Origin of the sequence: Paracoccus spongiarum, assembly GCF_030732095.1 — a bacterium.
In the GTDB taxonomy this organism is placed as follows: domain Bacteria; phylum Pseudomonadota; class Alphaproteobacteria; order Rhodobacterales; family Rhodobacteraceae; genus Paracoccus; species Paracoccus spongiarum.
Genome location: NZ_JAVAMQ010000011.1, coordinates 65,692 through 92,383, shown reverse-complemented (window position 1 = coordinate 92,383; position 26,692 = coordinate 65,692). Strand labels below are relative to the sequence as shown.

Here is a 26,692-nt window from a genome sequence, read left to right as displayed (position 1 = left end):
GAAGCCTGCGCCTCATTCGAACTCCATGATGACGTCGTCCACCTTCAGGCTCTGGCCGGCCTCGGTGTTCACCGATTTCACCACGCCCTTCTTCTCGGCGCGCAGGATGTTTTCCATCTTCATCGCCTCGACGGTGGCCAGCGCCTGACCCTCCTGCACCTCGTCGCCGGCGGCGACGTTGATCCGCACGATCAGCCCCGGCATCGGGCAGAGCAGGAATTTCGAGGTGTCGGGCGCGACCTTCTCGGGCATCAGGCGGACCTGTTCGGCGGCGCGGGGTCGGCGCACCTGAACCTTCAGGTCGGCGCCTCGGCTGCGCAGCCGGAAGCCGGCGGGGATCTTGTCCACCTTCATCACCAGCGGCACCCCGTCGATCATCATCCGCGCCAGCGACTGTCCCGGCTTCCAGTCGCCCTCGACCCGCAGGGTGCCGCCCTCGATCAGGACATTCGCCCCGTCGCGGTCGGCGCGGATGCGCACGGGAAATTCCTGCCCTGCGACGAAGACCACCCAGTTCTCGCCGACATGGCGTTCGTGGTTGTCCAGCCGGCCGCTGATCCGGGTGCGCCGGATCTCGGCCACGCGATGCATCGCCGCCGCCGCCGCCGCGATGCGCGCCACCTCGGTCTCGGGCGGGGTGACGCCCTGGAAGCCCTCGGGATACTCCTCGGCGATGAAGGCGGTGGTGATGTCGCCCGAGACGAATTTCGGGTGGTCCATCACCGCCGACAGGAAGGGCAGGTTGTGGCCGATGCCCTCGACCTCGAATTCGTCCAGCGCCACCCGCATCGCCTCGATGGCGCGGGCGCGGTCGGGCGCCCAGGTGCACAGCTTGGCGATCATCGGGTCATAGAACATGCTGATCTCGCCGCCCTCGTAGACGCCGGTGTCGTTCCGGACGACATGGGCGCGGTCGGCCACCTCGGAGGGCGGGCGATAGCGGGTCAGCCGGCCGATCGAGGGCAGGAAGCCGCGATAGGGGTCCTCGGCGTAAAGCCGGCTTTCCATCGCCCAGCCATTGATCTTCAGGTCCTGCTGCGCGAAGGGCAGGGGCTCGCCCGCGGCCACCCGGATCATCTGTTCGACCAGATCGATGCCGGTGATCAGTTCGGTGACCGGATGTTCCACCTGCAGGCGGGTGTTCATCTCGAGGAAATAGAAGTTGCGGTCGCCATCGACGATGAACTCGACCGTGCCTGCGCTGGTATAGCCCACCGCGCGGGCCAGCGCGACCGCCTGCTGACCCATCGCCGCCCGCGTCGCCTCGTCGAGGAAGGGTGAGGGTGCCTCTTCGATGACCTTCTGGTTGCGGCGCTGGATGGAACATTCGCGCTCGTGCAGATAGACCGCGTTGCCATGCTTGTCGGCCAGGACCTGGATCTCGATATGGCGGGGCTGGGTGACGAATTTCTCGATGAAGATGCGGTCGTCGCCAAAGCTGCTGGCGGCCTCGTTCTTCGAGGACTGGAATCCCTCGCGCGCCTCGTCATCGCTCCAGGCGATGCGCATGCCCTTGCCGCCGCCGCCGGCGGATGCCTTGATCATCACCGGATAGCCGATCTGGTTCGAGATCGTCACCGCCTCGTCGGCATCCGCGATCAGGCCCATATAGCCCGGCACGGTGCTGACGCCGGCTTCCTGCGCCAGCTTCTTCGAGGTGATCTTGTCGCCCATCGCCTCGATCGCCGGGCTGGGCGGACCGATGAAGACGACGCCCTCGGCCTCGAGCGCCTCGGCGAATTTCATGTTCTCGGACAGGAAGCCATAGCCGGGATGGACGGCCTCGGCGCCGGTCTGGCGGATCGCGTCCATGATCCTGTCGATGACGATATAGGACTGGCTGGCCGGCGGCGGGCCGATATGAACCGCCTCGTCGGCCATCTTCACATGCAGCGCATTGCGGTCGGCATCGGAATAGACCGCGACCGTGGCGATCCCCATCCTGCGGGCGGTCTTGATGACGCGGCAGGCGATCTCGCCCCGGTTGGCGATCAGGATTTTCTTGAACATGGGCCCCCCCGGCCGGCAGACATGAAAAGACCGCGCGCGGCGGTCAGGCCACGCGCGGTTGCTGAGGATCGGGGCCGCGCCGTCGGCGCGCCGCCCGCAATGGCGTTATTGGCAGAGCCGCACGTCGTTGCACAGCGCCCCGCCGGCCGCGCCGATGGCTGCGGCCTTGTAGATGTCGCTTTCCTTGCGGTTGCCGACAGCGGCGATGGTGGCGCCAGCCGCAGCGCCGATCGCGGCGCGGTCGACATCGGTCGGGTTGATGTTCTGGGTGCAGCCGGCCAGCGCAGTTGCGCCAAGCACGGCGGCAAGGGCAAATGCCTTGGCCATGAGGGTCGTCCTTCTGTTGTCGTGACGGGTCCGGGGTGCGGCCCGCGCGGGAATGTCAGTGCCGCGCCGCCGCGGTTGCCCGCAGACGGCGCAACCTCGGGATCACTCGCAGAGGCGAGCGTCGTTGCAGAGCGCCCCGGCTCCGGCGCCGATGGCGGCCCCGGCCAGCGGGCTTTCACCCGCCAGATCGGCGATAAGCGCACCGGCGCCCGCACCGATAAGCGCGCGGTCGGTGTCGGTCGGGTTGATGTTCTGCGTGCAGCCCGCGACCGAAACCGCGCCGAGCAGTGCCACGAGGGCAAGGGATTTGTGCATGGGCTCTGACCTGTCAGGAGAGGGGCGCGCCCACCCGACCCGGTGCGACCGGGACCGGCGGGCCGCGCCGTTGTGCGATCAGTAGCGACGCTGGCAGACGCCGAATTCGTCGCACAGCGCACCGCCGGCCGCGCCGATGGCCGCGCCGGTCGCGATGTCCTCGTCAAGCGCCTTGGCGATGACAGCACCGGCCACGGCCCCGCCAGCGGCGCGCTGTGCGTCGGGCGACAGGCCGGTCTGGTAGCCGGGGGCGCAGGCCGAAAGGCCGGCCGCGACGAGGCTGACGCCGGCGAGGCGGATGAAAAGCGAAGTCTGCATGTGGTTCTGCCTGTATCTGTGGCCCGTTTCGGGGCACGGTGTTGAAAACACGCGCTGACTATCGCACAGCGCCGGGCGTAGTCAAACTGACATGGGTGTGACAGCCAGGAGCCAAGCAGCAAATCGCCCATCAGCGCCCATCCCCGTCATCGCCCTCGTCCCGGTCGGCATCGGCATCGTCCCGGTCAGGTCCGGACGGTCCGTCGGCCGCGAACAGCTGCGGAAACGAGGCTTCGGCCACCTGCATGTCGACGCGCAGAAGCTGGTCGTAATCGGCCGGGTCGAAATCGCCAACCGGCTTGACCTCGCGGCCCAGAAGCCAGGACAGCCGTCCGGCATCCAGATTGCCGCGCACGAAGGGCTCATCGCCGAAATTCTCGATCAGGGCGGCCAGGAATCCCGCATCGGCGCGCTGGTCGGCGGGCTTGCGATGGCGGAACCGCTCGCGCTGCGTCAGCGGCGTGGGACCGGCCTTGCGGTTCTCGCGGCGTATGGTGAACTGGAAGTCGGTGCCCGGCAGACGGCCCGGAAAGCCGCGATGCTTCAGCATGGCCGCGCCCCCGCAGGACGCGACGTCCGGACCGGGCGGCGCTGCCGCCCGGTCCGCGAGGTGCCGGCATCAGTTGCCGTATTTGCCCGAATAGACCGGCTCGGTGGTGACCGGCGCGGTGGGCGTGTAGACATCGACTTCCGGCTGCTGACGCTGGCAGGCTGCGAAGGCCGACACCAGCACGAGGCCGAGGATGATTTTCTTCGACATGAGGTTCTGCTCCTGTAAGGCGGGCGGCGAGGCGCCCGGCTGCTCGGGGTGGGGACGGCCTCTTGACGAGCCGCCGCGACGCCGATCATAGCCGCGCGCCCCCACGGCCGACAGCCGGGGTCGGGGTCGGGCGGCGCAAACCCGCCGTCCTGTGGCCCGGCCGCATCATTCACGCTTTTGTGCATCACGATCGAATTCCGTCACTTACAGGGGAATGTTGTCGTGCTTTTTCCACGGGTTCGACAACTGCTTGCCGCGCAGCGAGGCGAAGGCACGGGCGACCCTGCGGCGGGTCGAGCGCGGCTGGATCACCTCGTCGATGAAACCCTTTTCGGCGGCGACGAACGGGTTGGCAAAGCGATCCTCGTAGTCCTTCGTGCGCGCGGCGATCTTGTCGGCCTCGCCCAGTTCGCTGCGGTAAAGGATCTCGACCGCACCCTTGGCGCCCATCACCGCGATCTCGGCCGAGGGCCAGGCATAGTTGAAATCGCCGCGAAGATGCTTCGAGGCCATCACGTCATAGGCCCCGCCATAGGCCTTGCGGGTGATGACCGTGACCTTCGGCACCGTCGCCTCGCCATAGGCGAACAGCAGTTTCGCGCCATGCTTGATGACCCCGCCATACTCCTGCCCGGTCCCCGGCAGGAAGCCGGGCACATCGACGAAGGTCAGGATCGGGATTTCGAAGGCGTCGCAGAAGCGCACGAAGCGCGCGGCCTTGCGGCTGCTGTCGATGTCGAGGCAGCCGGCCAAGACCATCGGCTGATTGGCCACGACTCCGACCGTGCGGCCCTCGATGCGGACAAACCCGGTCAGGATGTTGCCCGCGAAATCCTTCTGGATCTCGTAGAAATCGCCCTCGTCAGCGACCTTGGCGATCAGTTCGCGCATGTCGTAGGGCTGGTTGGGGTTGTCGGGGATCAGCGTGTCGAGGCTTTCCTCGATCCGCGCGGGATCGTCGAAGAACGGCCGGACGGGGGCCTTGTCGCGATTGTTCAGCGGCAGGAAGTCGAACAGGCGGCGGATCTCGGACAGGGCCTCGACATCATCCTCGAAGGCGCCATCGGCAACGCTGCTCTTGCGGGTGTGGGTGCTGGCACCGCCCAGCTGTTCGGCGGTCACCACCTCGTTGGTGACGGTCTTGACCACATCCGGGCCGGTCACGAACATGTAGCTGGTGTCCTTCACCATGAAGATGAAGTCGGTCATCGCCGGCGAATAGACCGCGCCGCCCGCGCAGGGCCCCATGATGACGCTGATCTGCGGGATCACCCCCGAGGCCATGATGTTGCGCTGGAAGACGTCGGCATAGCCCGCGAGGCTGGCCACGCCCTCCTGGATGCGGGCGCCGCCCGAATCGTTCAGCCCGATCACCGGCGCACCGTTCTGCATCGCCATATCCATGATCTTGCAGATCTTCTGGGCGTGGGTTTCGGACAGCGAGCCGCCGAACACCGTGAAGTCCTGGCTGAACACATAGACCATTCGGCCGTTGATGGTGCCCCAGCCGGTCACCACGCCGTCGCCATAGGGCCGGTCGTCCTGCATCCCGAAATCGGTGCTGCGATGGGCCACGAACATGTCGAATTCCTCGAAGCTGCCCTCGTCCAGCAGCAGGTCGATGCGCTCGCGGGCGGTCAGCTTGCCGCGCGCGTGCTGCGCGTCGATACGCCGCTGCCCGCCGCCAAGGCGGGCCTCGTTGCGACGGCGCTCTAGCTCTTGCAGGATGTCTTTCATGGCTGGCCCCCCGGATCAGATCGGCGCAGGGTAGCTTGGGATGCAGTTGCAGAAAAGCTGAATTGGGAAAATTTGCAAACTACATCGCCGCATCCCCGCGCAAAGTGCAAATTTGCTAATTCGGCGGGCGGTGGTGGCGCGCGGGCGGCACTTGACGCGGGCCGTGCAGGGGGGCAAGCCAAGGCGCATGGGACTGACGATCGACACCGGGGCCATCGTGGCCAATTGGCGGGCGCTGGCCGGCCGCGCGCCGGCGGCCCGCGCCGCCGCCGTGGTCAAGGCCGATGCCTACGGGCTGGGCGCGCCGCGCGTGGTCGCGGCGCTTTATGCGGCCGGCGCGCGCGACTTCTTTGTCGCGCTGGCCAAGGAGGGACGCGCGATCCGGCCGCACCTGCCCGATGACGCGCGCATCAACGTCCTGTCGGGGCATATGGAGGGCGAGGATCTGGCCGGGCTGGTGCCGGTCCTGAACAGCCCCGCGCAGTTCTTCCGCGACCGGGTGATGCGTCCCGGCCAGCCCTTCGCGATCCAGCTGGACAGCGGCATGAACCGGATGGGAATGGAGGCTGGCGAATGGGCTGCCATCCGGGCCGAGGCTCTGGCGGCGAATGGCGGCCGGGGGCCCGATTTCATCATGTCGCATCTGGCCTGCGCCGATGAGCCGGACCACCCGGCCAATGCCGCGCAGCTGGCCGCCTTTCGCGCCATGACCGAGGGCTGCGCCGTGCCACGCTCGCTGGCGGCGACGGGCGGCATCCTGTTGGGGCCGGATTACCACTTCGACCTGGTGCGGCCGGGCGTCGGCCTTTACGGCGGGCTGCCCTTCGCCGAGGCGCGGCAGGTCGTGCGGCTGTCGCTGCCGGTGATCCAGACCCGGCAGGTCGAGGCCGGCGAGTATGTGGGCTATGGCGCCACCTGGACGGCCGGGGCGCGGCGCCGCATCGCCACGGTCGCGGCGGGCTATGCCGATGGCATCCTGAGGGCGCTGTCCTCCAGCGGCGCCAGCCTTTACGCCGGTGGCGCGGCCTGTCCGATCGTCGGGCGGGTCTCGATGGACCTGATCACCGCCGATGTCACCGACCTCTCCTCCGTGCCCGATGCGCTGGAGCTGATCTGCCCCGAACAGCCCATCGACCGGCTGGCGGATTTCGCCGGAACCATCGGCTACGAGGTGCTGACCTCGCTGCGGCAGCGTTACGAACGGACCTACCTTTGAACCCCATCAGGCTGACCGGCCGGGCCGCGCTGCGGCTGATGCGCGGCATCGGCGCGGTGGCGCTGTTCGCCGGGCGCGGGCTGGTGCGGCTGCGGCCCTTCTATCCGCGCGCCTTCGCCACGCAGCTGGTGCAGATCGGCTGGCTGTCGCTGCCGGTCGTCGGGCTGACGGCGCTGTTCACCGGCGCCGCGCTGGCCCTGCAGATCCATTCCGGTGGCGCCCGGTTCCAGGCCAGCGACGTGGTGCCGGCGATCGTGGCCATCGGCATGGTGCGCGAACTGGGCCCGGTGCTGGGCGGGCTGATGGTCGCGGCCCGGGTGGCCAGTTCGATCGCGGCCGAGATCGGCACGATGCGGGTCACCGAACAGATCGACGCGCTGGTGACGCTGTCCACCGACCCGGTGCGCTGGCTGGTCACGCCGCGCCTCTGGGCCGCGACGCTGACCGTGCCGCTGCTGGTGGCGGTGGGCGACAGCATCGGCATCATGGGCGGCTGGCTGGTCGGCACGCAGTCGCTCGGCTTCAACTCGACCGCCTATCTGGCCAACAGCTGGGCCTATCTGGAGGGCTGGGACGTGCTGTCGGGCCTGGTGAAGGGCGCGGCGTTCGGGCTGATCGTAGCGACCAGCGGCTGCTGGTTCGGGATGCGCTCGGGCCGCGGGGCCGAGGGCGTCGGACAGGCCACCAAGGCCGCCGTCGTCGCCGCCGCCGTCGGCATCCTGGCCGCGAACTTCATCCTGACCGGGCTGTTCTTCGAATGATCGAGGCGCGTGACCTGCACAAGACCTTCGGCCCCAAGACGGTGCTGGCCGGCATCGACCTGTCGGTGGCGCAGGGCGAAAGCCTGTGCGTGATCGGCCAGTCCGGCACCGGCAAGTCGGTGCTGCTGAAATGCATCCTCGGCCTCGTGCCGCCCGACCGGGGCGAGGTGCTGTGGCAGGGCCGCCCGCTGGACCGCGCCACGCGCCCCGATTTCCTGCGCCGGTTCGGGATGCTGTTCCAGGGTGGTGCGCTGTTCGACAGCCTCACCGTCTGGCAGAACGTGGCCTTCCGGCTGCGCCAGCGCATGGCCGACGCCAACGCCCGCGCCATCGCGATCGACAAGCTGCGCCGCGTGGGCCTTGCGCCCGAAACCGCCGACCTGATGCCGGCCGAGCTGTCGGGCGGCATGGCCAAGCGTGTCGGCCTGGCCCGCGCCATCGCCGATGACCCGCAGATCATCTTCTTCGACGAGCCGACGACCGGCCTCGATCCGATCCGCGCGCGCCGCATCAACCAGCTGATTCGCGGCATCGTGCGCGAAACCGGCGCGACCGCCATCACCATCACCCACGACATGGCCTCGGTGCGCGCCATAGGCGACCGGGTCGCGATGCTGCAGGATGGTCGCATCGCCTGGCAGGGTGCCGCAAGCGCGATGGACGCCGCGCCCGAACTGGCCGAGTTTCTGGGGAAAACGCCCGCATGATCCGCCCGGACTGCCCGCGCGGGCGGCACACGGCCGCGCCGGACGCGGCGGCTGCCGCCTTCGCTGGCAGGAATGCCGCACAATCGCTCAACATCATCTTGTGCGAATCCCCCCGGAGCGCCACCATAGGTTTAACAGACCAAGCTGGAGAGAATTTTGGGCCTGACCCCAACGCCCCCCGTCGCGACCCATCACGCCGAAACCCTGCTGGAATTTCCCGATAACCGGCTGCTGATCGACCTGTGCGGTGCCAGTGACCGGCATCTGGCCCGCATCGAGGAAGCCCTTGGCATCCACATCCTGCGACGCGGCAACCAGCTTGCCGTGGTCGGCGGCCCCGAGGCGCAGGCCGAGGCGGCACAGCTGCTGCGCGGTCTTTACGCCCGGCTGGAACAGGGACGGCAGGTCGGCCTTGCCGAGGTCGAGGCGGCGCTGCGGATGGGCATCGACCCCGGCGCCGAGATGACGCCGGCAGACCAGCTGGAAATGTTCGCCTCGGGCAATTACGAACTGCGCACCCGCAAGAAATCGGTCGAGCCGCGCACCGACGCGCAAAAGGCCTATGTCCGGGCCCTTTTCGAGAACGAACTGGCCTTCGGCATCGGCCCGGCAGGCACCGGCAAGACCTATCTGGCCGTGGCGGTCGGCGTGACCATGCTGATCGGCGGTCAGGTCGACAAGATCATCCTGTCGCGCCCCGCCGTCGAGGCGGGCGAGCGGCTGGGCTTTCTGCCCGGCGACATGAAGGAGAAGGTCGATCCCTACATGCAGCCGCTCTATGACGCGCTGAACGATTTCTTGCCCGGCAAGCAGATGCAGAAGCTGATGGAGGAAAAGCGCATCGAGATTGCGCCGCTGGCCTTCATGCGCGGCCGCACCCTCTCGAGCGCCTTCGTCGTGCTGGACGAGGCGCAGAACGCCACGCAGATGCAGATGAAGATGTTCCTGACCCGGCTGGGCGAAGGAAGCCGCATGGTCATCACGGGCGACCGCACGCAGGTCGACCTGCCGCGCGGCATGCAGTCGGGGCTGGCCGATGCCGAGCGCATCCTCGACGGGGTCAAGGGCATCAGCTTCAGCTATTTCACCGCGAAGGACGTGGTGCGCCACCCGCTTGTCGCCCGCATCATCGAGGCGTATGACGCCGAGGATGCCGCCGCGATCGCGCGGGGCGAAACGCCGGAGGTGCGCGGCGACCGGGTTCCGCGCCGCGCCATGCGAAACGATGCCTGACGAGATCACCGCCGATTGCATCATCGAGGACGACCGATGGGACGCGGCCGGGCTTGACGCCCTGGCCGCGCGCGCCGTCGAGGCCACGCTGCGCTGGCACGACATCGGCGGCGAGGTCGCGGTGCTGGGCTGCGACGACGCCCGCATCGCCGCGCTGAACGCCGATTTCCGCGGCAAGCCGCAACCGACCAATGTGCTGTCATGGCCCTCGGCCGAGCCCGCGCCGCGCGATCCGGGCACCCGCCCCGAGCCGCCCGACGAGGACGAGCTTGGCGACATCGCCATCGCCTACGACACCTGCCTGGCCGAGGCATCGGCCCAGCACAAGCCGCTGGCCCACCATGTCACGCATCTGCTGGTCCACGCGACCCTGCACCTGCTGGGCTACGACCATCTCGACGACGCCGATGCGCAGATGATGGAGGCGACCGAGCGCAGCATCCTGCGCGGCCTCGACATTCCCGACCCCTATCAAGAGACAATGTGATGAGTTCCGAGTCCCGATCCCCCGACATGCCGTTGGGCGAAGACGCGGCAGGCCCGGCCGACGGCGTTGGCGGCGACGGCCGCGACCTGCCCAGTTCGCGCGGCTTCTTCGGCCGCTTCTTCGGCGCGCTGACCGGTGGCGACGATGCGGCTGAGGGGGACGGGGGGAACGACCGCCCCGACGCACAGCCCGCGCCCGGCATGGTCAATCTGCGGCGGCTGCGCGTCGATGACGTGGCCATCCCCAAGGTCGAGATCATCGCCGCTCCGGTGACCGTCACTCTGGAGGATCTGGTCGAGATGTTCCGCGAGCACGGCTTCTCGCGGGTGCCGGTGTTTCGCGGCACGCTGGACAGCCCGCTGGGAATGATCCACCTGAAGGACCTGGCGCTGAAGCATGGCTTCGGCAAGGGCGGCAAGTTCACCCTGCGGCCGATGCTGCGCCCGCTTCTCTATGTGCCGCCCTCGATGCCGATCGGCGTGCTGTTGCAGCAGATGCAGCAGAAGCGGATCCACATGGCGCTGGTGATCGACGAATATGGCGGGGTGGACGGGCTGGTGACGATCGAGGACCTGATCGAGCAGGTGATCGGCGAGATCGAGGACGAGCATGACGAGGTCGAGGGCGGGCTGTGGCTGGCCGAGAAGCCCGGCCAGTGGCTGATCCAGGCCCGCGCGCCGCTGGCCGAGGTCGAGGCCGAGACCGGGCTGCGCCTGTCCAGCGACAACGAGGATGACGAGGTCGATACGCTCGGCGGGCTGATCTTCATGCTGACCGGCCGGGTGCCGCTGCGCGGCGAGGTGATCGGCCATGACTCGGGGGCCGAGTTCGAGGTGGTCGATGCCGATCCCCGCCGCATCAAGCGGGTCCGGCTGCGGCTGCCGGGTCATGCGGCCGCCACGCGCCCAGGACCGGCGGGCGCGGCGCCGGCGGGCAGGGACGACCGCCCGGGCGGGTGATGGCGTGGCGCGGGGGCGGGGTTCAGCCGTCGCGGAACCGTTCCAGTGCCGCCGACAGGAACATGTCGCGCAGGGGCGCGGCCTCCATCATCACCTCGTGGCGCGCGCCCTCGATCTCCAGCAGGCGGGCGTTCGGCCAGCGCGCCGTGCGGCTGCGGATCGCCGCCGCCGAGACGACCTTTTCCTCGCTGCCCAGCGACACGGTCATCGGCAGGTCGGGCGAGCCGAGCCTGTCGAGGCGCGAACATTCGTTCAGCGCCCGCGAGACCCAGTGATAGCTGGCGCCGCCGATGGTCAGGTCGGGCCAGGCGGCCGCCTCGCGCAGCAGCCTGCACCATTCCTCGGCGTCGCCGGTCAGCAGGTTGGCGCTGAACGCCTCGTCCAGCATGTAGGCGCCGACCGCGCCGCTGCCCGGCGCGCTGCGCCCGCCGTGGCCCAGCCTGCCGGCCAGATATGCGATCCCCAGGGCGACGCCATGCGGCATCTGGCGCAGGTTGACGCCCCACATCGGCGCCGAGAATACCGCCGTCGCCACCGGCAGGTCGGCATGCAGCGCCGCCAGCCCGATGCAGCCGCCCATCGAATGCGCCAGCAGGTGCCAGGGCCGGGGCAGGTCCAGCTCGGTGGCGGCGACGACCATTTCCACCACGTCGCGCTGGTAATCCGCGAAGTCGTTGACATGGCCGGGGCGGGGGTCGTCCTGCAGCCGGTCCGACAGCCCCTGTCCGCGCCAGTCGATGGCCAGAACGTCATAGCCCTCGGCGTTCAGAAGCTGGGCGATGGGGGCATATTTCTCGATATATTCGGTGCGGCCCGGAAACAGCAGAATGCTGCCCGCGGTCCCGTCGCCGCCGTCCCAGCAGGCCATGCGCAGCCGCACGCCGTCCTCGGCCCGCGCCCAGAAGGCGCGTGCCGGCCTCCGGGCATCGCCCGGCAACTGGTGAAAGGGGGCGGCCTCGGTCACCGATCCGTCAGGACAGCGCCTGACCCAGCTGCATCGCCACGCCCATCGAGCCGTCGATCTTCAGCTTGCCCATCATGAAGGCGGTCGCCGGGTTCACGGTGCCGTTCAGGATGCCCTCGAAGGTGTCGCGGCTCGCCTTCAGGGTCACCTCTGCCTCTTCGTCGCCGGCGCGGACGCCGTTCTCGTCGATCATGATCGAGCCCTCGTCCTCGATCACGAATTTGGCGGTCGACCCGAAGCTGCCGATCTTCTCGTTCAGCTTCTCGACTGCGGCGTTCACAACATCGCTCATACTGGTCCTCTCATCGCGCTTTGGCTGGCGCCCGACATGCGGGCCGGGTTACACCTTCGGATATGCGCCCGCTTGCCGATCAATTCCACTCTGTCGTCACGGCACTCCGCCGCCGAGTTCTGACGATTTTCGGCATATTGGCAATAAGTTTCGGCGCGGCACATCTTGCCGCGGCGCAGGACGCCGCCGGCATGGACGGGCTGTTCGACCAGCTGGCCCGGCCCGAGGGCGAAGCCTGGCGGATCGCCGAATCCGACATTCTGCGGGAATGGTCGAAATCCGGCTCGGCGGCGATGGACCTGCTTCTGAAGCGCGGCGAGGAGGCGCTGGACCAGGGCGATCTCGAGGCAGCACTGGGCCATCTGGGCGCGCTGACCGACCATGCGCCGGGCTTTGCTGCGGGCTGGCAGGCGCGGGCTGCGGCGCTTGCGGCGGCGGGGCAGACGGGCCCCGCGATCGCCGACCTGTCGCAGGTGCTGATCCTCGAGCCGCGCCACTTCGCCGCGCTGACGCAGCTGGGCGCGCTGTTCGAGGAGATCGGCGACGACGACCGCGCGCTGGCGGCCTATCGCCAGAGCCTTGCCATCCATCCCAATCAGCAAGAGGCCATCGACGGCGTGGCGCGTCTGGAACGCCGGCAGGTCGGCACCGATATCTGAAGGCATGACGATGCAGGACAGGGGCCGGGTCACGGCCATTCTCGGGCCGACCAACACCGGCAAGACCCACTACGCGATCGAGCGGATGCTGGCGCATCGCAGCGGCGTGATCGGCCTGCCGCTGCGGCTGCTGGCGCGCGAGGTCTATGACCGGATCGTGGCGGCCCGCGGCCCCTCGGTCGTCGCGCTGGTCACCGGCGAGGAACGCATCGTGCCCGACCGGGTGCAGTACTGGGTCGCCACCACCGAGGCGATGCCCGAGATCGGCGCCGATTTCGTCGCGATCGACGAGATCCAGCTGTGCGCCGACCCCGACAGGGGCCATGTCTTCACCGATCGCCTGCTGCACATGCGCGGCCTGCACGAGACGCTGTTTCTGGGCAGCGATACGATGCGCCCGGCGATCGCCGCGCTGGTGCCCGGCGTGCAGTTCCAGCGACGCGAACGGTTCTCGACGCTGAGCTGGGCCGGGTCCAGGAAACTGTCGCGGATGCCGGCGCGGTCGGCCATCGTCGGCTTTTCGGTCGATGACGTCTATGCCATGGCCGAGCTGATCCGCCGCCAGAAGGGGGGCTGCGCGGTGGTGATGGGCGCGCTGTCGCCGCGGACCCGCAACGCGCAGGTCGAGATGTATCAGGCCGGCGAGGTGGATTACCTCGTCGCCACCGACGCCATCGGAATGGGGCTGAACCTCGACATCCGCCATGTCGCCTTTTCCGCCACCCACAAGTTCGACGGCCGCCGGGTGCGGCCGCTGTTCCCGCACGAGCTGGGCCAGATCGCGGGCCGGGCAGGGCGCCACACCGAGCCGGGCACCTTCGGCGTCACCGGCGAGGCGCGGGTGCTGGAGGAGGGGCTGGTCGAGGCGATCGAGAATCACCGCTTCCAGCCGATCAGCAGGCTGATGTGGCGCAACGCCGCGCTGGAATTCGGGAGCATGGACCGGCTTGTGCAGAGCCTCGAGGCCGCGCCCGCGCATGAGCTGCTGTCGCGCGGGCGCGAGGCCGACGACCTGCACGCGCTGAAGACCCTGCGCGAGATCCCCGAGATCCGCGACCGGGTGCAGGGCGGCAAGGATGTCAGGCTGCTGTGGGATGTCTGCCGGGTGCCCGATTTCCGCGGCATCTCGCCCATGGAGCACGCCGGCCTGCTGGCCCGGATCTTCGGCTTCCTGCAGGACGGCGCGATCCCGTCGGACTGGCTGGCGCGGGCGGTGGCACGGATCGACCGGACGCATGGCGACATCGACGCGCTGTCCAAGCGGCTGGCCTATATCCGGACCTGGACCTATGTGGCGCAGCGCAATGGCTGGGTCGAGGACGAAAAGCATTGGCGCGGCGAGACGCGCGGGGTAGAAGACCGCCTGTCGGACGCGCTGCATGCCGCGCTGACCCAGAGATTTGTGGACCGGCGCACCTCGGTGCTGCTGCGCCGGCTCAAGCAGAAGGAGAGCCTTGTGGCCGAAGTGAACGACAAGGGCGAAGTGACGGTCGAGGGCGAATTCGCCGGCCGCCTCGAAGGCTTCCGCTTTCGCGCCGACCAGACCGGGTCGGCCGACGAGGCGCGGATGCTGAACCGCGCCAGCTATGACGCGCTGCGCCCGGAGTTCCATCTGCGCGCCGATCGCTTCTACAACGCGCCCGATACCGAACTGGACTTCACCGAGCAGGGCGGCCTGATGTGGGGCAGCTCGGCCATCGGCAAGCTGGTCAGGGGCGCCGACGCGCTGCATCCCGGCGTCGAGGTCTTCGTCGACGAGGAAGCCGGCCCCGAGATCGCCGAAAAGGTCCGCCGCCGCCTGCAGCATTTCATCGACCGCAAGGTGGCCGCGCTGTTCGAGCCGCTGACCGCGATGCAGCGCGACGAGGGCCTGACCGGGCTGGCGCGGGGCTTTGCCTTCCGCCTGGTCGAGGCGCTTGGCGTGCTGCCGCGCGAAGGCATCGCCAACGAGGTCAAGGAGCTGGACCAGGAGGCCCGCGGCCTGCTGCGCAAGCATGGCGTGCGCTTCGGGCAGTTCACGATCTTCCTGCCGGCGCTGCTGAAGCCCGCGCCCACGCGGCTGCGGCTGGTGCTGTGGTCGCTGGCCGAGGGCCTCGACGAGTTCCCCGAAAGCCCGCCGCCCGGGCTGGTGACCATCCCGCATCTGCCCGAGGTGCCGGACGGCTATTACACGCTGTCGGGCTATCGCCCCGCGGGCGAGCGCGCGATCCGCATCGACATGCTGGAACGCCTGGCCGACCTGCTGCGCGGGCAGGACACGCGCGGCGGCTTCGAGGCGACGGCCGACATGCTGTCGATCACCGGCATGACGCTGGAGCAGTTCGCCGGGCTGATGCAGGGCCTCGGCTATGGCGCCGAACGCGGCGAGCGGCCGAAGCTCAAGGCCGTCGAGGCCCAGCCGGCGCCGATGCCCGAGGCGGACGCCGCCCCCGAGGCGTCGGACGCCCCGATGACCGAGGAAGAAAGCGTGCTCGCCGCCGAGACCCGCGCCCGCTGGGAGGCCGAGCAGGCCGAGAAGCGCCGCCTGGCCGCCGAGGCCGAGACCGAGGCATCGGCCGCCGCCAGTCCCGATCAGGAGGCCGCCGAGCTCGCCGAGCCCGAGGCCCCGCCGCAGGAAACCGAGGTCTTCTATACCTTCCGCTGGATGCCGCGCGCGCGTGCCCAGCATCGTCCGCAGGCCGAGGGCGGGCAGGGCCGGCGTGGCGCCGGCGGCCCGCGGAGCAAGCCGCGCGCCGAGGCCGGCAAGCCCGCACAGGAGCCGCGCGAGGGCCGCGGGGCCGATGGCGGCAAGCCGCGCGGCAAGGGCGGGCCGAAGAAGGGCAACTTCAAGAAGGGCGACCGGCCGCAAGGCAGCACCCCCCGGACCTTCTCGTCGCGCCCCGAGAAGAAGGCCGACCCCGACAGCCCCTTCGCGATCCTGGCCGCGCTCAAAGACAAGACGTGAGCGGGGCCGGCGACGGGCTGCGCCTCGACAAGTGGCTGTTTCACGCGCGGCTGTTCAGGTCGCGCGGCCTGGCCGCCGCACGCATCGAGGCGGGCGGCGTGCGGCTGAACGGCCAGCCCTGCCGCAAGCCCGGCCGCGCGATCCGGCCCGGCGACCTGCTGGTGCTGTCGGCGCAGGGCAGCATCCGCAGGCTTCGGGTCGCCGCCCTGGGCGCCCGGCGCGGCCCCTTCAGCGAGGCGCGGACCCTCTATCACGACCTGGACGCGGCGGCGGAAAGCGTGGCCGATCCCGCGGCCGACCGGTCCTGAAGCAGACCGGAATTCCCCCGGCGGCACGGCTTTCCGAACGCCTGTCCTGCCCCGTGCGAGACGGCGCGGATGGCGGTTTTTTCGCCACCCGCGGCCTTGAATGATCGCGGCGCCGGGCGTAACTGTCGCGGCGGACCGGAACGGGAGCATGCCATGACCTATGTCGTCACCGATAATTGCATCATGTGCAAATATACCGACTGCGTCGAGGTCTGCCCGGTCGACTGCTTCTACGAGGGTGAGAACACCCTGGTCATCCATCCCGACGAATGCATCGACTGCGGCGTGTGCGAACCGGAATGCCCCGCCGACGCGATCCGCCCGGACACCGAACCCGACATGGAGAAATGGGTCGAGTTCAACCGGAAATATTCGGAACTCTGGCCGGTCATCACCCAGAAAAAGGATCCGCTGCCGACTGCCGAAGAAATGGACGGCGTGGCGGGCAAGCTGGACAAGTACTTCTCGGAAGCGCCCGGCGAGGGCGACTGATCCGGGCGGCCGATTCGCGCACAAGCTGTCGTGAGGGCCGCCCGCACCGGCGGGACAAGTCTTTGACCGAAAAGCCGGAAAAGACCGCCGGCAAGGCGGGACCTGCGACTTTCGCGGCGCTTTTTCTGGCGTCTTATTTATGCTATGTTCAATTCACATTCGCATCTGATGGGAGTCAGAGGCCCATAAGGTGCGCGCCCCAGTAACCGAACTTTCATGCCATCTGCACGGCAGGAAGCCACAAGAATGACAGAAATGGACCGAAGGCGGCCTGCACCGCTTGCGGTCTTTTGTGCCCTTCGCAGGGCACCACCTAGAGGAAGCCTGTATGTCCAAAGCCAAGAAAAATGAGTTTCGCCCCGATGACTTCGTCGTCTACCCGGCCCATGGCGTGGGGCGGATCGTGTCGATCGAAGAGCAGGAAGTCGCCGGGCTGCGGCTGGAAATGTTCGTCATTTCCTTCGAAAAGGACAAGATGACCCTGCGGGTGCCCACCTCGCGCGCCAGCGAGATCGGCATGCGCGGTCTGTCGACCCCCGACCTGATCGACCGGGCGCTGGAAACGCTGAAGGGCAAGGCCCGCGTCAAGCGCGCGATGTGGTCGCGTCGGGCGCAGGAATACGACCAGAAGATCAATTCGGGCGATCTGATGTCCATCGCCGAGGTGGTGCGCGACCTGCACCGCAACGACGAACAGCGCGAGCAATCCTATTCCGAACGTCAGCTGTATGAAGCCGCGCTGGACCGCCTGACCCGCGAAGTCGCGGCCGTCAGCGGCCTGGATGAAGGCGCCGCCCAGAAGCGAGTCGAGGACGTGCTGCTGTCGCGCGCCGCCTGACCCGGCACGGGAACCCCCCGATCCGGGGCCAATGATCGCCGAAACCGGGCGCCCTTCGGGGCAAGGCCCTGACGGGAAAATGTCGATACGCCCTTCGGTTGGCCGCGCTGCGGCCAACTTTTTCTTTGCTTCACTGCGCTTGACCGGGACTCCAATGGAGGTGTCGGGTGCGTCAGGTCTCGCGAATATCTTCGACCGCCCGCAAGGGTGCTCGGCAACGACACTTCCCTGTCGAAGATCGGCAAGATTGTGGAGATCTCCTATCGCGATCTCCCAGGGAAGATCGACTGTTTCCGCGATCTCGTTCGCGCATTCCCTGCCGAGCGTCAGGATTTCTCCAGCCTTGATTTCGCCGAGTCCGGATCGCGCTTCGCAACCGATAGCCAGACCCTGATCATGAACTGGCCCACAAGGAGGGACCGGACCTCTGTCGCCGTCCAGCATCTGTTCATCGCGCAGGCCCCGCTTGGGCTTCATCATGGAAGAAACCCTCCAGTTCGATTCCTGGAAGACCATGGACGAGGCCGCGGCAAGGGCCGTGGCGGCCAACGAGGATCATCTCTGGGTCGCTTTCCGCACGCATGGCCGCCCGCCGCAGCGCCGATCCGTTGGCCATCGTGCGGACGATCATCACATGATCAGCGTCTTGCCAACCCGAACTGCTGACATGGCCAGACAGATATCATCGACAAAGTGCAAACATCGGCGCCGAAGGATTGACTGAACCGCTGAGCGGGCAACCCGTTGGAGGTTGACGAGTGAGAGGTTCACGATGCGCCGCACTTTCTCATTGGCTATCTCCGGCCTTTTGCTATCCTCCGCCCTTTGGCAGCCCGCTGTCGCGGACGATCTGAGAAAGCTGTTCGGGATCATCGCCGGCGAAGTCATCAAGAAACAGTTGCGTCAACCTCAGCAGCAACAGCAGCAACAGCGCGCGCGATCTCAGCAGCAGCGACGTCAGCAATGGGCTCCGCAGCCTCAACGGCAGACAATCGCCCGGCAAGCCGAGCCCCGGCAGCCCCGGATGAGTCTGAACATCCCATGGCCGTTCAGCGCGCCTTGGCCGCGGCTGGTCATTACGAAGGAGAGATCGACGGCATCCCGGGATCAGGCGACTGTCGGGCGATCGCCGACTGGCAAGCCTCGATGGATGCTCCGGCCACCGGCTATCTGGTGCCGGGGCAGGTCCGAACCCTGGTCAGTATCGCTCCTCCGCCTGTCGCCGCGCCGGCCCCTTCTGCTCCGGCCTTCGCCTGAACGTCCCCTGCACCGTTGGCAACCATGGCGTTGACGGCCGACCTGCTGTCCCCGGGCGCTGCCGACCCGTTGCCCCCGTCGGATGCGATGGTCGGCGACGACGCGCTCAATGACGCTCTGATGATCTGGGCCGCGGCGACCCGGCCTGAACCTCTGGATGATCCCACCCTGCCGTTCACCTTGGCGCGGAACGTCCTGGCCGTCGAGGACAAGAGGTCGGGACGGGTTGATCGGGACCAGCGGGTCGCAGCCGTTCGGGCGGCCTTGCCCGGCCCCGACGCGCCCGCGCCGACACGCGCGATCATCGAGCGTCAGGTCAATGTCCGGCCAGCTGGGGCTGGCGACCCCCCCAGCCCTGGAATGCCTTTTGCCAAGGTCGACGGCATCACGACGATTGCCGGGATCGACCTTGAAATGAAGCGCCACCACGCGCGATCGAAGCGCTAAGTGATGAAAGCCGTGGCACCCTTCTTTCTTCCCGATCCCCCGGGGTTTGAGGCCTGGGCGGGCCCGAAAGCCGGCAAGACCACGCTTGCGCTGCAGCTGGATCTTTCGCTGTCCGATCACGCGCCGATTGTCGGGGCCTTCGCAGACAGCCGCTATCGCGGCGGCACCGCGACAGCGACGGTGAACCGGGCCACGCTGATCCGCCGCCCGCCGGGGGGAACCGACGCACGCCGGCGAGGTGCTGCATGTCTGGGATGGGGATGCGCCCGCATCCGAGAGGTCTCAGCGCCCGGCGGATGCCGATGCGATCGCCGCGTTGTTCGGCGGCGGGGTCAGCGACGGCCGCTATGTCGTTCAGACGCACAAGATTCCGGCGCTGTTTCCGGATCCGGACCAACCCTTGCTGACAGGCCACTCGCCTGACGAAGCGTTGCTGAAAGTTCTGGCGCTGCGCAGCCTGTCAGAGGCCGCTCCCGACCGGATGCCGGATGTCGCATTGACCGAATTCCTGGCGCAAAGCTTCCTGACAGGGCGCGAACGGCTGGCGCTGCCGCCGGTCGATCTTGCACAGGGTGATCGACAGAAAACGGTCAGTGAACTGACGCGCCACGCCGCGATGACCAAGGCAGCCGCGGCGGTCCGCGATGCGGTCGTCAACCGAGCCCCGGACCTTCCGTTGCGGCTTCGGCAGGTGTCACCCACCTATCCGGGCGAATACGACTTTACCTCGGGCGGCTTTCCGGTCGATGTGGGGTCGCCCTGCATGAACCTTTCGATGGCCAGGCCCGGACCGGACATGAGGCCCGATGCGACGGTCACGCTGCCTCCGGATCAGGCTCAGGAATTACTGGACAGGATCGTCCGGCTGAACCCGAGCGGTGGCCAGGGCCGCCAGGTGTTCGTCGTGATCGACTACAGCCTCGAGGCGATGACACCGCGCGCAGCGGGCGGCGGCCTGATCGCCGAAGCAGAATTGCAGACCGTGCAGCCGCGCGCACGGATCGAAGCTGCGGCGCTGTTCATCGACCCTGCACTGACCCAGACACTGCGCGATCTGAACCTGCCCGAAAGCGCCCCCGCCTCGGCACCGGCAAGTGATGGTCCGGGCGAGGACCTGTTCGCGACAACCGGGCTGAGCCTGTGGGGGGGGGGCGTTCGTTCGCGCCGATCCGACGGGCGAGATCACCAAGGTCATGCTGACCTGGGATCATCGGTTCTGGCCGCGCGGCGGACGGCCCAGCCCTGCGCATACGGCGGCGCTGGCCGAGCGGATGCGCGCCGCGGCGCTGGACGAATACTGGATAGGGCTTCGGTTAACGCCGGGCGAGTACGATCCCGGCACCCGGCGTCTGCAGATTGAGAACGTCGAATTCCGGGCCGTGCCCTACGACAACGACCTCTCGGGCCAGGAACCTCCGCCGCTGGTCGCGGCCGATCCGGCCGCCTATGCCGCGCTGATAGTCGGCCCGGACGAGGCGCGGCAGATCCAGGCCATGGCCAGCCTGCGTGGCGGCGTCGCCGCCCATGCCAGGGTGTGGCCGTCGCAGCCGCCGAGGACGCCGATGTCGGCTATGGCTATGCGTTGGCGATCGGTGCCCCCGATGAGCTGATGATCGGGCCGGATGGCGGGGCCGGGATGCCCCAGATGGTGGCGCTGCGCATTGCCGCGCCCGGATCGGCGCCGGAGGCAACCGTGACGGTCGCCGATCCGACAGCGCCCAAAACGCTGTTCCTGGGCCCGGAAGGCGCCGACCTGCTGGCGCAGGCTGACCGATCCGCAGGTTTATGACGACGCGGCCTGGACGCGCATGATAATAGAACGGCTGATGCGGGAACGGTGGTATGCGCTGGAAGATGACCCGGTCCGCGCCGCCTTGCCCTCGGGGTCATTTTTCGCCGATCCGTCGCTGACGCCCGACGCGGGCGGGGTTGCGGCGCAGCTTCCCGCCTTCAAGGCCTGGACCCAGAAGCGCGTGGCGGCGCTGCCCGACCTCATCGCCGTCCCCTGGGGAGAGGCTCCGCAGGTCGCGCCGAACTGCAAGGGCATGCGCGACGTTCTGGCGACCGAAATTCCGGATTCGCATATCCCGCTGGTCGCGCAAGTGCCAACGCTGCTGTCAGGTGATGCCACGCCTGCCGCGGGGCACATGAACCATTCCGACCGTCCGCGCCCTGGCGAGGATCGGCTTTTCCTGCACGAATCCGCGCCAGCCCACAAGTTCTGCCGCTATCCGCGTCCGGTCGGCGCCGGCGGGGTCGAGGCCTTGATCCCGCCCGGCGCGGGCCATGTCTCGGCTCTGATCGCGGCCGGGGCCGTATCCAGTCCGGGGCAGGGCGAGTCTGAGCGGGTGGGCACGACCGTGATCCTGCGACTCGACGCCCTGCGGCTGGCGCCGGTAGACGCGATGGCCGACGCGCCCGAAGGTCTGCGCGGCGTGGTCGTTGCCGAAGGTCCGGTCGAGGCGGTCGCCACATGGCATCGCGAGGGTCGCGGCTATCGTCAGACTGCGTCCCTGATACCGCCGGACTGGGCGCTGCCGACCGCGCCAGCGCTTGCCGCGAACGACCTTGTCGGGCTGACCTTGGGCATGCCACTGTCGGAATGCGAGGCCGCGACCCGCGCCCATCCGGGCGAGGCGATGCTGTTCGAACAGGAAGGTCCCGGTCAGGGGCTGTTCGGACAGCCGCAAGGCTTTATCAGCCTTGGAACGGGCGAAACCCTGGCCGCGGTCTATGCGCCAGGGGCCGAGGGTCAGCCGGAAGGCAGCTATCTGAACCGACCCGACTACTGGTTCGAGGGTGGCTGGCCCGAGGTCATCACCGACCGCCCGGGCCAGGCGGACGTCTCGCGCTGTGCCCCGGTGGTCGGCGCGATGGTCGCAGACGGCGGGCCTGGCGTTCCGATGCTGCAGGTCTGGCTGATGGACCGCAAGCTGGCTCAGGACTTGCATGTCCCGATCGAACCCATGGTCAAGGCGGTGGACATCAAGCTGTGACCCGGACGCCGTGGCGTCGGACCTGAGCAGCCGCGGGTGACGTCGATGCAGCCGATCCGTATGGCGTTTGCGGCCTCGTCCTGCCTGCCATCAGTCGCGTGCGGTCCATGCCTTCGCCGCCGCCCCGCCAGCCGCCAAGACTGCGCCGGCAGATCGCTGACCCGCTGGCCATGCTCCGGGCAATGATTGGCAGCGTCAGCATCCCACCAACACGATCCGCTGACCATCCCCCCGCAGCCGTCACGGCGCGGGGACGCCGAATGTTACCGCAAGAGGCTGGCCCCGCTGCATCCCCCGTTCCATGCCCCGGCTCCGCCCCCAGCCCCTTAGGGTCAATGTTGATGTCCCTGCGGGCTGTTGCCTGCAGGGACAACCCAGCGAGTGATCACAGGAAATCCCGCTCCTAGACGCGCCCGCGTGCCAACCCCAGGCGCATCGCGGGCGTTTTCTTGTCGGCGCCCGGCTCGCACCAGTCACGGTGAAAGCGGCAATCTCCGCGGTCTTCGTGATCGGTTCTGGCTTGCAGAGGTGGTGCCTGTCCCAGGTAGGTCCGACCCAGCATGACGATATCGAGGGCCGGGAGGCGAAGCGCACATTGCGCCGTAAGAGGTGAAAGCAGGAGTCGACGCTGCTCAGCCTCGCCAGGCGGAGCAACCGCGCGACCGAGACCACGTCTTTACCAGCCGGGCGGGCCAGAACCTTGACCACCTTGTTGGGCCCCGATTTTCGCGGGAACGGGTAGGGGACGCCCTGCGCAACGAGAAGTCCCCGGACATGGAGCGACAGCGTTGAATCAACCAGCGCTGCGTCGTCCTCGTCCGAGAGGGTGCGGATCAGGCTAAGGCTTGCCCCGGACAGCCCTGCGAGCCTGACCTGGCCCTCAACGACGACCTGTTTCCGCTTGTCGTGGCCATCCCCCTGTCGACGCTGACCACCGCGATGTCGCACCCCGCTGCGCGAATCTCTGTTGCGAACGCAGCCGCGAAGGCGTTTTGAAGGCCGCGATCATCCTCTATCATCAGGAAGATCGGGGAATCGGCCGCCGAGATCATCTCGCGGTCCCGCAGGGCGTGCGCCTCTTGAAGGACGTGACAGCGAACAGGTACGCCTGGTGGGGCAACGGATAGAGGTCTGCTTCCTTGACCCGCCCCTGCTTCTGAAGGCTTGCGAGATAGGCCTCGAACCCGGTCTTCGTCCGGACGCGCGCATCCGTGCGGAACGCGACCGAGAGTCGATCCTCGCTGGCGGCCACAGCCCGCGCCGAGGCATCGTCCATGTTCATCGAGGGATCGAACCGGAGGGCAGCTTTCATGATAGAGCCCGAGCGGGCCTGTGCTGTGCAGAGATGCTGGACGGCCACGGACCCCTGCGCCCACTGTATGGGCCAACTGATGATCCGGGTTGGGCTGGCGGTCGCCAAGCGCGATCGCGCCCCGCGGAGACCGACCTCGAGATATCCTGCCGCTCGGCCATGAAGGCGCGAGCACGGTCCTGGAAGTCGTCGATCTTCCCGGAGAGATCCCGACAGGAGATGTCCGCGATCTTGCCGGTCCTTGACAGCGCGGTCTCATTGCAGATGATCCGGACGATCAGCCGGATCCTGTCGGGCCGTTTGTGGCGGCGGGCTTTCCGATGGAAAAAATCGTCGCTCACCTCGGGCATTGCCAGCGAGGATCGCCCTTCGCCGTCTTGCCGAAGCTGCGATAAAATTCGGGATATTTTTCCGGCTCCATCCCATGCGCAAAGCTCTTCTGATCCGGGCACGACGGGGCTGCCGGAATGAGCTCGTGAAGACGCTCGCGCCGTCGGTCCTCTTCGGCGATCGCCTTGTTGTTCCTGACCCGGGATGTCCTGCCGCAACTCGGGCACCGGAAGAAGTCTTCGTGCTTCTTCCCGGCCACTACTCCGCGGATGGCTTCGTCCGGCGCGGGCGGACCGCCCCGTCGGCGCTGGAAGGGGTCGGGCGGGATGCCGAAAGTCGCGCAAAGCGGATTGCGGCAGAATTTCAGGTCCACCCCCTCGAAGGAGAGGGGCAACCGGCGCACGAGCGGCTTGCCGGCCGTCGAGGATATTGTCGAGACCTGATTCACCTGACATCTCCATTCGGATCTCGGTCACGCGCCGTCAGGCAAAGAAAAGCTTGGCCGCAGACCGGCCAACCGAAGAGGCGTATCAACATCTGCAGTAGGGGGCTGGCGCTCCGGGGCGCCCCCTCTGCACCGGAGCGACCGCCGGTTTTCGCGTCAGGCTGCCAGGTCCCTCATGCCTGCAGGCCGCGCCCCATCGCTGGCCGGTCCGGTCGCCGGGACGCATCGGGCAATCGGCGCGCCGCAAGGACGCGGCGCCCGAGACAGCGATTGCGCGTCGTGCCCGGGGGGGTGAGGACCGTCCGCCGCGACGCGGACCAGGGATCATCCTGCCGGGATCGTCGGCTGGTGCGGGTGGAGGGACTTGAACCCCCACGCCTTGCGGCGCCAGAACCTAAATCTGGTGCGTCTGCCAATTTCGCCACACCCGCAACGCGCCGCGTCTTAGCAAAGCCCGCCATGGCGCGCGAGGGGAAAATTCACGCGCCGATGCCGCGCAGGATCGCGGGCAGCCGGTCCGGGATGTCGTCCGCGATCAGCCCGGCCCCGATCGACCGCGCGGCCATCGCATGCAGGATGACGGCCAGCCCCGCCGCATCGCAGGGCGCAACGCCGCGCGCCATCGCGCCCGCGATCAGCCCCGCCAGACTGTCGCCAGACCCGGCCGTGGCCAGCCAGGGCACATCGACGGCTGAATGGATCATGGCACGGCCGTCCGGGACGGCGATCACGCTGTCGGGACCCTTCAGCAGCACCACGGCGCCGCAGCGCGCGGCGGCCTCGCGCGCCACATCCAGCCGCGAGACGGCGGGGCCGCGCGCGGGCACGGCGTCCAGCCGCGCGGCAAGGTCGGGGAACAGGCGCGCGAATTCGCCCGCATGCGGTGTCAGCACGCAGGCCGCGTGCAGGCCGGCGGCAAGGTCCGCATCGGCCGCCAGCGCCGTCAGGGCGTCGGCGTCCAGCACGCAGGGGCGGCCCGAGCCAAGCGCCGCGGGCAGCAGCGCGGCGGCGCGACGGGTGCCGCAGCCCGGGCCGATGCAGATCGCGCGGAGGCGGGCATCGCCCAGCATCGCCGACAGGTCCGGCGCGGCATCCACCGCCCGGCGCATCAGCGCATCGGGGGGGCCGGCATGTTCCGCCAGCGCCTCGGCGGGCGGCCCGATCGTCACCAGCCCCGCGCCGATCCGCAGCGCCGCCCGTGCGGCCAGCCGCGCGGCGCCGCCGGCGCCGACGCCCCCGGCGAGGATCAGCGCGTGGCCGTGGCTGAACTTGTGGGCGGGGCTGTGCTTGGCCAGCAGGGCGCGCAGCCCCGACCGCGCTGCGCCGTCGCGTGGCGCGGTGGCGGGTTGCGCGATGGCAACCAGACCCGGCCTGCCGTCCGGGCGATCCTCGGGGCCGCCGCGCGCCGCGGTCTGGCGCCACGGGCCAAGGCCGATATCCGCGATGACCAGCCTGCCGCAGACGGCGGGCCCGAGGCCCAGCAGGTGGCCGGGCTTGGGACTGTCAAAGGCGACCGTCAGCCGGGCGCGCGGCATCCCCGCATCGCCGGCACGGGGCCTTCCCAGCAGGACGCCGCTGTCGAGGCACAGCCCGCTGGGGCAATCGACCGCCACGACGTCCTCGCCGGGCAGCAGGGCCAGAACCTGGGCGATCTCTCGGGCCGGCGGACGGGTCAGGCCGGTGCCGAAGACCGCATCCACGCAGATGTCGCCCGGCGGCGCGGCCAGGAACGCCTGGGGCGTCAGGGGCAGGACCGGACCGGCCTGCCGCCAGCGGCGCCGCATCTCGGCAGCATCCGGGCCAGGATCGCCGTCGCAGCCCAGCACGCGGACCCGCCACCCTGCACGCCGCAGCAGCAGCGCGATCACATAGCCGTCGCCGCCATTGTTGCCCGGCCCGCACAGCACCGTCGCGCGGCCGGCCTTGGGCCAGGCAAGCCGAATCTGCCCCGCGACCGCGGCGCCCGCGCGTTCCATCAGCTGTGGCCCGGTGATCGCGCCGCTGGTCATGGCTTCGGATTCGATGGCGCGCATTTGAGCGGTGGAGAGGATTTCCATGCCGCTCAGCATGGCTTCTGCCCCGAAAACAGGCGTGATGATGAAATTGTAGGCATGTTTTCCCGGTAGAACCGCTTGGCTTCGGATTAGATGCCGTGCTTCATTTACCCTTGCCATGAAACCCGCCAATCAGACTTCAGGCAAGCCGCGAGGAAGGATCAATTGCGATGAAAAAGATCGAGGCGATCATCAAGCCGTTCAAGCTGGACGACGTGAAGGAAGCGCTGCAGGAAGTCGGTGTTCAGGGGCTGTCCGTCACGGAAGTCAAGGGCTTCGGTCGTCAGAAGGGCCATACGGAACTGTATCGCGGCGCCGAATATGTCGTGGATTTCCTGCCGAAGGTGAAGATCGAGATGGTCCTGCCCGATGACCAGGTCGACGCTGCGATCGACGCCATCGTGGGCGCGGCGCGCACCGAGAAGATCGGCGACGGCAAGATCTTCGTGTCGCCCGTCGAACAGTCGATCCGCATCCGCACCGGCGAGACCGGCGACGACGCGCTGTAGGCCCGCCGCCATATC

The 26,692-nt window shown here is 68.4% G+C and carries 31 protein-coding genes and 1 tRNA gene; 18 read left to right on the top strand and 14 right to left on the bottom strand.

Annotation, left to right across the window (positions count from 1 at the left end; all coding sequences use genetic code 11):
* Nucleotides 1–12: 12 nt before the first annotated feature.
* The 7 genes from Q5Y72_RS12990 to Q5Y72_RS12960 form a co-directional block, all read right to left on the bottom strand.
* Complete coding sequence (locus Q5Y72_RS12990; protein ID WP_305963847.1) at nt 13–2,010, bottom strand: acetyl-CoA carboxylase biotin carboxylase subunit; 1,998 nt, start codon at nt 2,008–2,010, stop codon at nt 13–15.
* A 105-nt stretch (nt 2,011–2,115) separates the two neighbouring features.
* On the bottom strand, nt 2,116–2,337 hold the full coding sequence (locus Q5Y72_RS12985; RefSeq protein ID WP_305963846.1) for a YMGG-like glycine zipper-containing protein: 222 nt from the start codon (nt 2,335–2,337) through the stop codon (nt 2,116–2,118).
* Nucleotides 2,338–2,439: 102 nt separating this feature from the next.
* Nucleotides 2,440–2,652, bottom strand: a complete 213-nt coding sequence (locus tag Q5Y72_RS12980; RefSeq protein WP_305963845.1) for a YMGG-like glycine zipper-containing protein — start codon at nt 2,650–2,652, stop codon at nt 2,440–2,442.
* 78 nt (nt 2,653–2,730) lie between these two features.
* Nucleotides 2,731–2,970, bottom strand: a complete 240-nt coding sequence (locus Q5Y72_RS12975) for a YMGG-like glycine zipper-containing protein (RefSeq protein ID WP_305963844.1) — start codon at nt 2,968–2,970, stop codon at nt 2,731–2,733.
* Nucleotides 2,971–3,100: 130 nt separating this feature from the next.
* Nucleotides 3,101–3,520 carry a hypothetical protein gene (locus Q5Y72_RS12970; RefSeq protein ID WP_305963843.1) on the bottom strand — a complete coding sequence of 140 codons (420 nt, stop codon included), beginning with the start codon at nt 3,518–3,520 and terminating at the stop codon, nt 3,101–3,103.
* A 69-nt stretch (nt 3,521–3,589) separates the two neighbouring features.
* Nucleotides 3,590–3,730, bottom strand: a complete 141-nt coding sequence (locus Q5Y72_RS12965) for a hypothetical protein (RefSeq protein ID WP_305963842.1) — start codon at nt 3,728–3,730, stop codon at nt 3,590–3,592.
* Nucleotides 3,731–3,934: 204 nt separating this feature from the next.
* Nucleotides 3,935–5,467 (bottom strand): acyl-CoA carboxylase subunit beta, encoded by a 1,533-nt coding sequence (locus tag Q5Y72_RS12960; RefSeq protein WP_305963841.1) that lies wholly within the window; start codon nt 5,465–5,467, stop codon nt 3,935–3,937.
* Nucleotides 5,468–5,654: 187 nt separating this feature from the next.
* Here Q5Y72_RS12960 and alr point away from each other — a divergent pair, with 187 nt between their 5' ends.
* The 6 genes from alr to Q5Y72_RS12930 all read left to right on the top strand — a co-directional run bounded on the left by alr (nt 5,655) and on the right by Q5Y72_RS12930 (nt 10,830).
* Entirely contained in the window at nt 5,655–6,683 is a 1,029-nt protein-coding gene (gene alr, locus Q5Y72_RS12955) for an alanine racemase (protein WP_305963840.1), read from the top strand.
* Nucleotides 6,684–6,721: 38 nt separating this feature from the next.
* Nucleotides 6,722–7,444: an MlaE family ABC transporter permease gene (locus Q5Y72_RS12950; protein ID WP_371930826.1), complete on the top strand. Its 723-nt coding sequence runs from the start codon at nt 6,722–6,724 to the stop codon at nt 7,442–7,444.
* The gene (locus Q5Y72_RS12945; protein ID WP_305963838.1) at nt 7,441–8,151 is read left to right on the top strand and encodes an ABC transporter ATP-binding protein; all 711 of its coding nucleotides are present in this window, start codon (nt 7,441–7,443) and stop codon (nt 8,149–8,151) included. The genes Q5Y72_RS12950 and Q5Y72_RS12945 overlap by 4 nt, the downstream gene beginning before the upstream one ends.
* Before the next feature lie 156 nt (nt 8,152–8,307).
* Nucleotides 8,308–9,384, top strand: a complete 1,077-nt coding sequence (locus Q5Y72_RS12940) for a PhoH family protein (RefSeq protein WP_305963837.1) — start codon at nt 8,308–8,310, stop codon at nt 9,382–9,384.
* A complete protein-coding gene (ybeY, locus tag Q5Y72_RS12935; protein ID WP_305963836.1) occupies nt 9,377–9,871 on the top strand; it encodes an rRNA maturation RNase YbeY in 495 nt (164 codons plus the stop codon). The genes Q5Y72_RS12940 and ybeY overlap by 8 nt, the downstream gene beginning before the upstream one ends.
* The gene (locus tag Q5Y72_RS12930) at nt 9,871–10,830 is read left to right on the top strand and encodes a hemolysin family protein (protein WP_305963835.1); all 960 of its coding nucleotides are present in this window, start codon (nt 9,871–9,873) and stop codon (nt 10,828–10,830) included. Before ybeY ends, Q5Y72_RS12930 begins: the two co-directional genes overlap by 1 nt.
* A 22-nt stretch (nt 10,831–10,852) precedes the next feature.
* Here Q5Y72_RS12930 and Q5Y72_RS12925 read toward each other — a convergent pair whose 3' ends face one another.
* Nucleotides 10,853–11,794: an alpha/beta fold hydrolase gene (locus Q5Y72_RS12925; RefSeq protein WP_305963834.1), complete on the bottom strand. Its 942-nt coding sequence runs from the start codon at nt 11,792–11,794 to the stop codon at nt 10,853–10,855.
* 7 nt (nt 11,795–11,801) lie between these two features.
* Nucleotides 11,802–12,086: an SCP2 sterol-binding domain-containing protein gene (locus Q5Y72_RS12920; protein ID WP_305963833.1), complete on the bottom strand. Its 285-nt coding sequence runs from the start codon at nt 12,084–12,086 to the stop codon at nt 11,802–11,804.
* A gap of 191 nt (nt 12,087–12,277) precedes the next feature.
* Here Q5Y72_RS12920 and Q5Y72_RS12915 point away from each other — a divergent pair, with 191 nt between their 5' ends.
* The 6 genes from Q5Y72_RS12915 to Q5Y72_RS12890 all read left to right on the top strand — a co-directional run bounded on the left by Q5Y72_RS12915 (nt 12,278) and on the right by Q5Y72_RS12890 (nt 17,993).
* Nucleotides 12,278–12,745 carry a tetratricopeptide repeat protein gene (locus Q5Y72_RS12915; RefSeq protein WP_305963832.1) on the top strand — a complete coding sequence of 156 codons (468 nt, stop codon included), beginning with the start codon at nt 12,278–12,280 and terminating at the stop codon, nt 12,743–12,745.
* 10 nt (nt 12,746–12,755) lie between these two features.
* Nucleotides 12,756–15,689 carry a helicase-related protein gene (locus tag Q5Y72_RS12910; protein WP_305963899.1) on the top strand — a complete coding sequence of 978 codons (2,934 nt, stop codon included), beginning with the start codon at nt 12,756–12,758 and terminating at the stop codon, nt 15,687–15,689.
* Entirely contained in the window at nt 15,686–15,997 is a 312-nt protein-coding gene (locus Q5Y72_RS12905; RefSeq protein ID WP_305963831.1) for an RNA-binding S4 domain-containing protein, read from the top strand. Before Q5Y72_RS12910 ends, Q5Y72_RS12905 begins: the two co-directional genes overlap by 4 nt.
* Before the next feature lie 153 nt (nt 15,998–16,150).
* On the top strand, nt 16,151–16,489 hold the full coding sequence (fdxA, locus tag Q5Y72_RS12900; protein WP_305963830.1) for a ferredoxin FdxA: 339 nt from the start codon (nt 16,151–16,153) through the stop codon (nt 16,487–16,489).
* Nucleotides 16,490–16,817: 328 nt separating this feature from the next.
* Complete coding sequence (locus Q5Y72_RS12895; protein ID WP_305963829.1) at nt 16,818–17,327, top strand: CarD family transcriptional regulator; 510 nt, start codon at nt 16,818–16,820, stop codon at nt 17,325–17,327.
* A gap of 207 nt (nt 17,328–17,534) precedes the next feature.
* Nucleotides 17,535–17,993: a hypothetical protein gene (locus Q5Y72_RS12890; RefSeq protein ID WP_305963828.1), complete on the top strand. Its 459-nt coding sequence runs from the start codon at nt 17,535–17,537 to the stop codon at nt 17,991–17,993.
* 145 nt (nt 17,994–18,138) lie between these two features.
* Here Q5Y72_RS12890 and Q5Y72_RS12885 read toward each other — a convergent pair whose 3' ends face one another.
* Nucleotides 18,139–18,291, bottom strand: coding sequence for a hypothetical protein (locus Q5Y72_RS12885; RefSeq protein WP_305963827.1), 153 nt, complete (start codon nt 18,289–18,291; stop codon nt 18,139–18,141).
* A gap of 77 nt (nt 18,292–18,368) precedes the next feature.
* Between Q5Y72_RS12885 and Q5Y72_RS12880 the strand changes: the two genes are divergently transcribed.
* The 5 genes from Q5Y72_RS12880 to Q5Y72_RS12860 all read left to right on the top strand — a co-directional run bounded on the left by Q5Y72_RS12880 (nt 18,369) and on the right by Q5Y72_RS12860 (nt 22,027).
* Entirely contained in the window at nt 18,369–18,584 is a 216-nt protein-coding gene (locus Q5Y72_RS12880) for a peptidoglycan-binding domain-containing protein (protein WP_305963826.1), read from the top strand.
* A gap of 24 nt (nt 18,585–18,608) precedes the next feature.
* Nucleotides 18,609–19,031 (top strand): hypothetical protein, encoded by a 423-nt coding sequence (locus tag Q5Y72_RS12875; protein ID WP_305963825.1) that lies wholly within the window; start codon nt 18,609–18,611, stop codon nt 19,029–19,031.
* A gap of 238 nt (nt 19,032–19,269) precedes the next feature.
* Nucleotides 19,270–20,391, top strand: a complete 1,122-nt coding sequence (locus tag Q5Y72_RS12870) for a hypothetical protein (RefSeq protein ID WP_305963824.1) — start codon at nt 19,270–19,272, stop codon at nt 20,389–20,391.
* Between the two features lie 174 nt (nt 20,392–20,565).
* Nucleotides 20,566–20,820, top strand: a complete 255-nt coding sequence (locus Q5Y72_RS12865) for a hypothetical protein (protein ID WP_305963823.1) — start codon at nt 20,566–20,568, stop codon at nt 20,818–20,820.
* A 37-nt stretch (nt 20,821–20,857) separates the two neighbouring features.
* On the top strand, nt 20,858–22,027 hold the full coding sequence (locus Q5Y72_RS12860) for a hypothetical protein (protein WP_305963822.1): 1,170 nt from the start codon (nt 20,858–20,860) through the stop codon (nt 22,025–22,027).
* A 1,048-nt stretch (nt 22,028–23,075) separates the two neighbouring features.
* Here the strand turns inward: Q5Y72_RS12860 and Q5Y72_RS12855 are convergent.
* From Q5Y72_RS12855 to Q5Y72_RS12840, 4 genes are all read right to left on the bottom strand, one after another.
* The gene (locus Q5Y72_RS12855) at nt 23,076–23,303 is read right to left on the bottom strand and encodes a hypothetical protein (protein WP_305963821.1); all 228 of its coding nucleotides are present in this window, start codon (nt 23,301–23,303) and stop codon (nt 23,076–23,078) included.
* A gap of 373 nt (nt 23,304–23,676) precedes the next feature.
* A complete protein-coding gene (locus Q5Y72_RS12850) occupies nt 23,677–24,117 on the bottom strand; it encodes a hypothetical protein (protein WP_305963820.1) in 441 nt (146 codons plus the stop codon).
* A 343-nt stretch (nt 24,118–24,460) separates the two neighbouring features.
* Nucleotides 24,461–24,545, bottom strand: a tRNA-Leu gene (locus Q5Y72_RS12845).
* 48 nt (nt 24,546–24,593) lie between these two features.
* Nucleotides 24,594–26,171 (bottom strand): NAD(P)H-hydrate dehydratase, encoded by a 1,578-nt coding sequence (locus tag Q5Y72_RS12840; protein ID WP_305963819.1) that lies wholly within the window; start codon nt 26,169–26,171, stop codon nt 24,594–24,596.
* 167 nt (nt 26,172–26,338) lie between these two features.
* On the opposite strand from Q5Y72_RS12840, the gene Q5Y72_RS12835 reads away from it, so the two are divergent.
* Nucleotides 26,339–26,677 carry a P-II family nitrogen regulator gene (locus tag Q5Y72_RS12835; protein ID WP_305963818.1) on the top strand — a complete coding sequence of 113 codons (339 nt, stop codon included), beginning with the start codon at nt 26,339–26,341 and terminating at the stop codon, nt 26,675–26,677.
* Nucleotides 26,678–26,692: the final 15 nt, after the last annotated feature.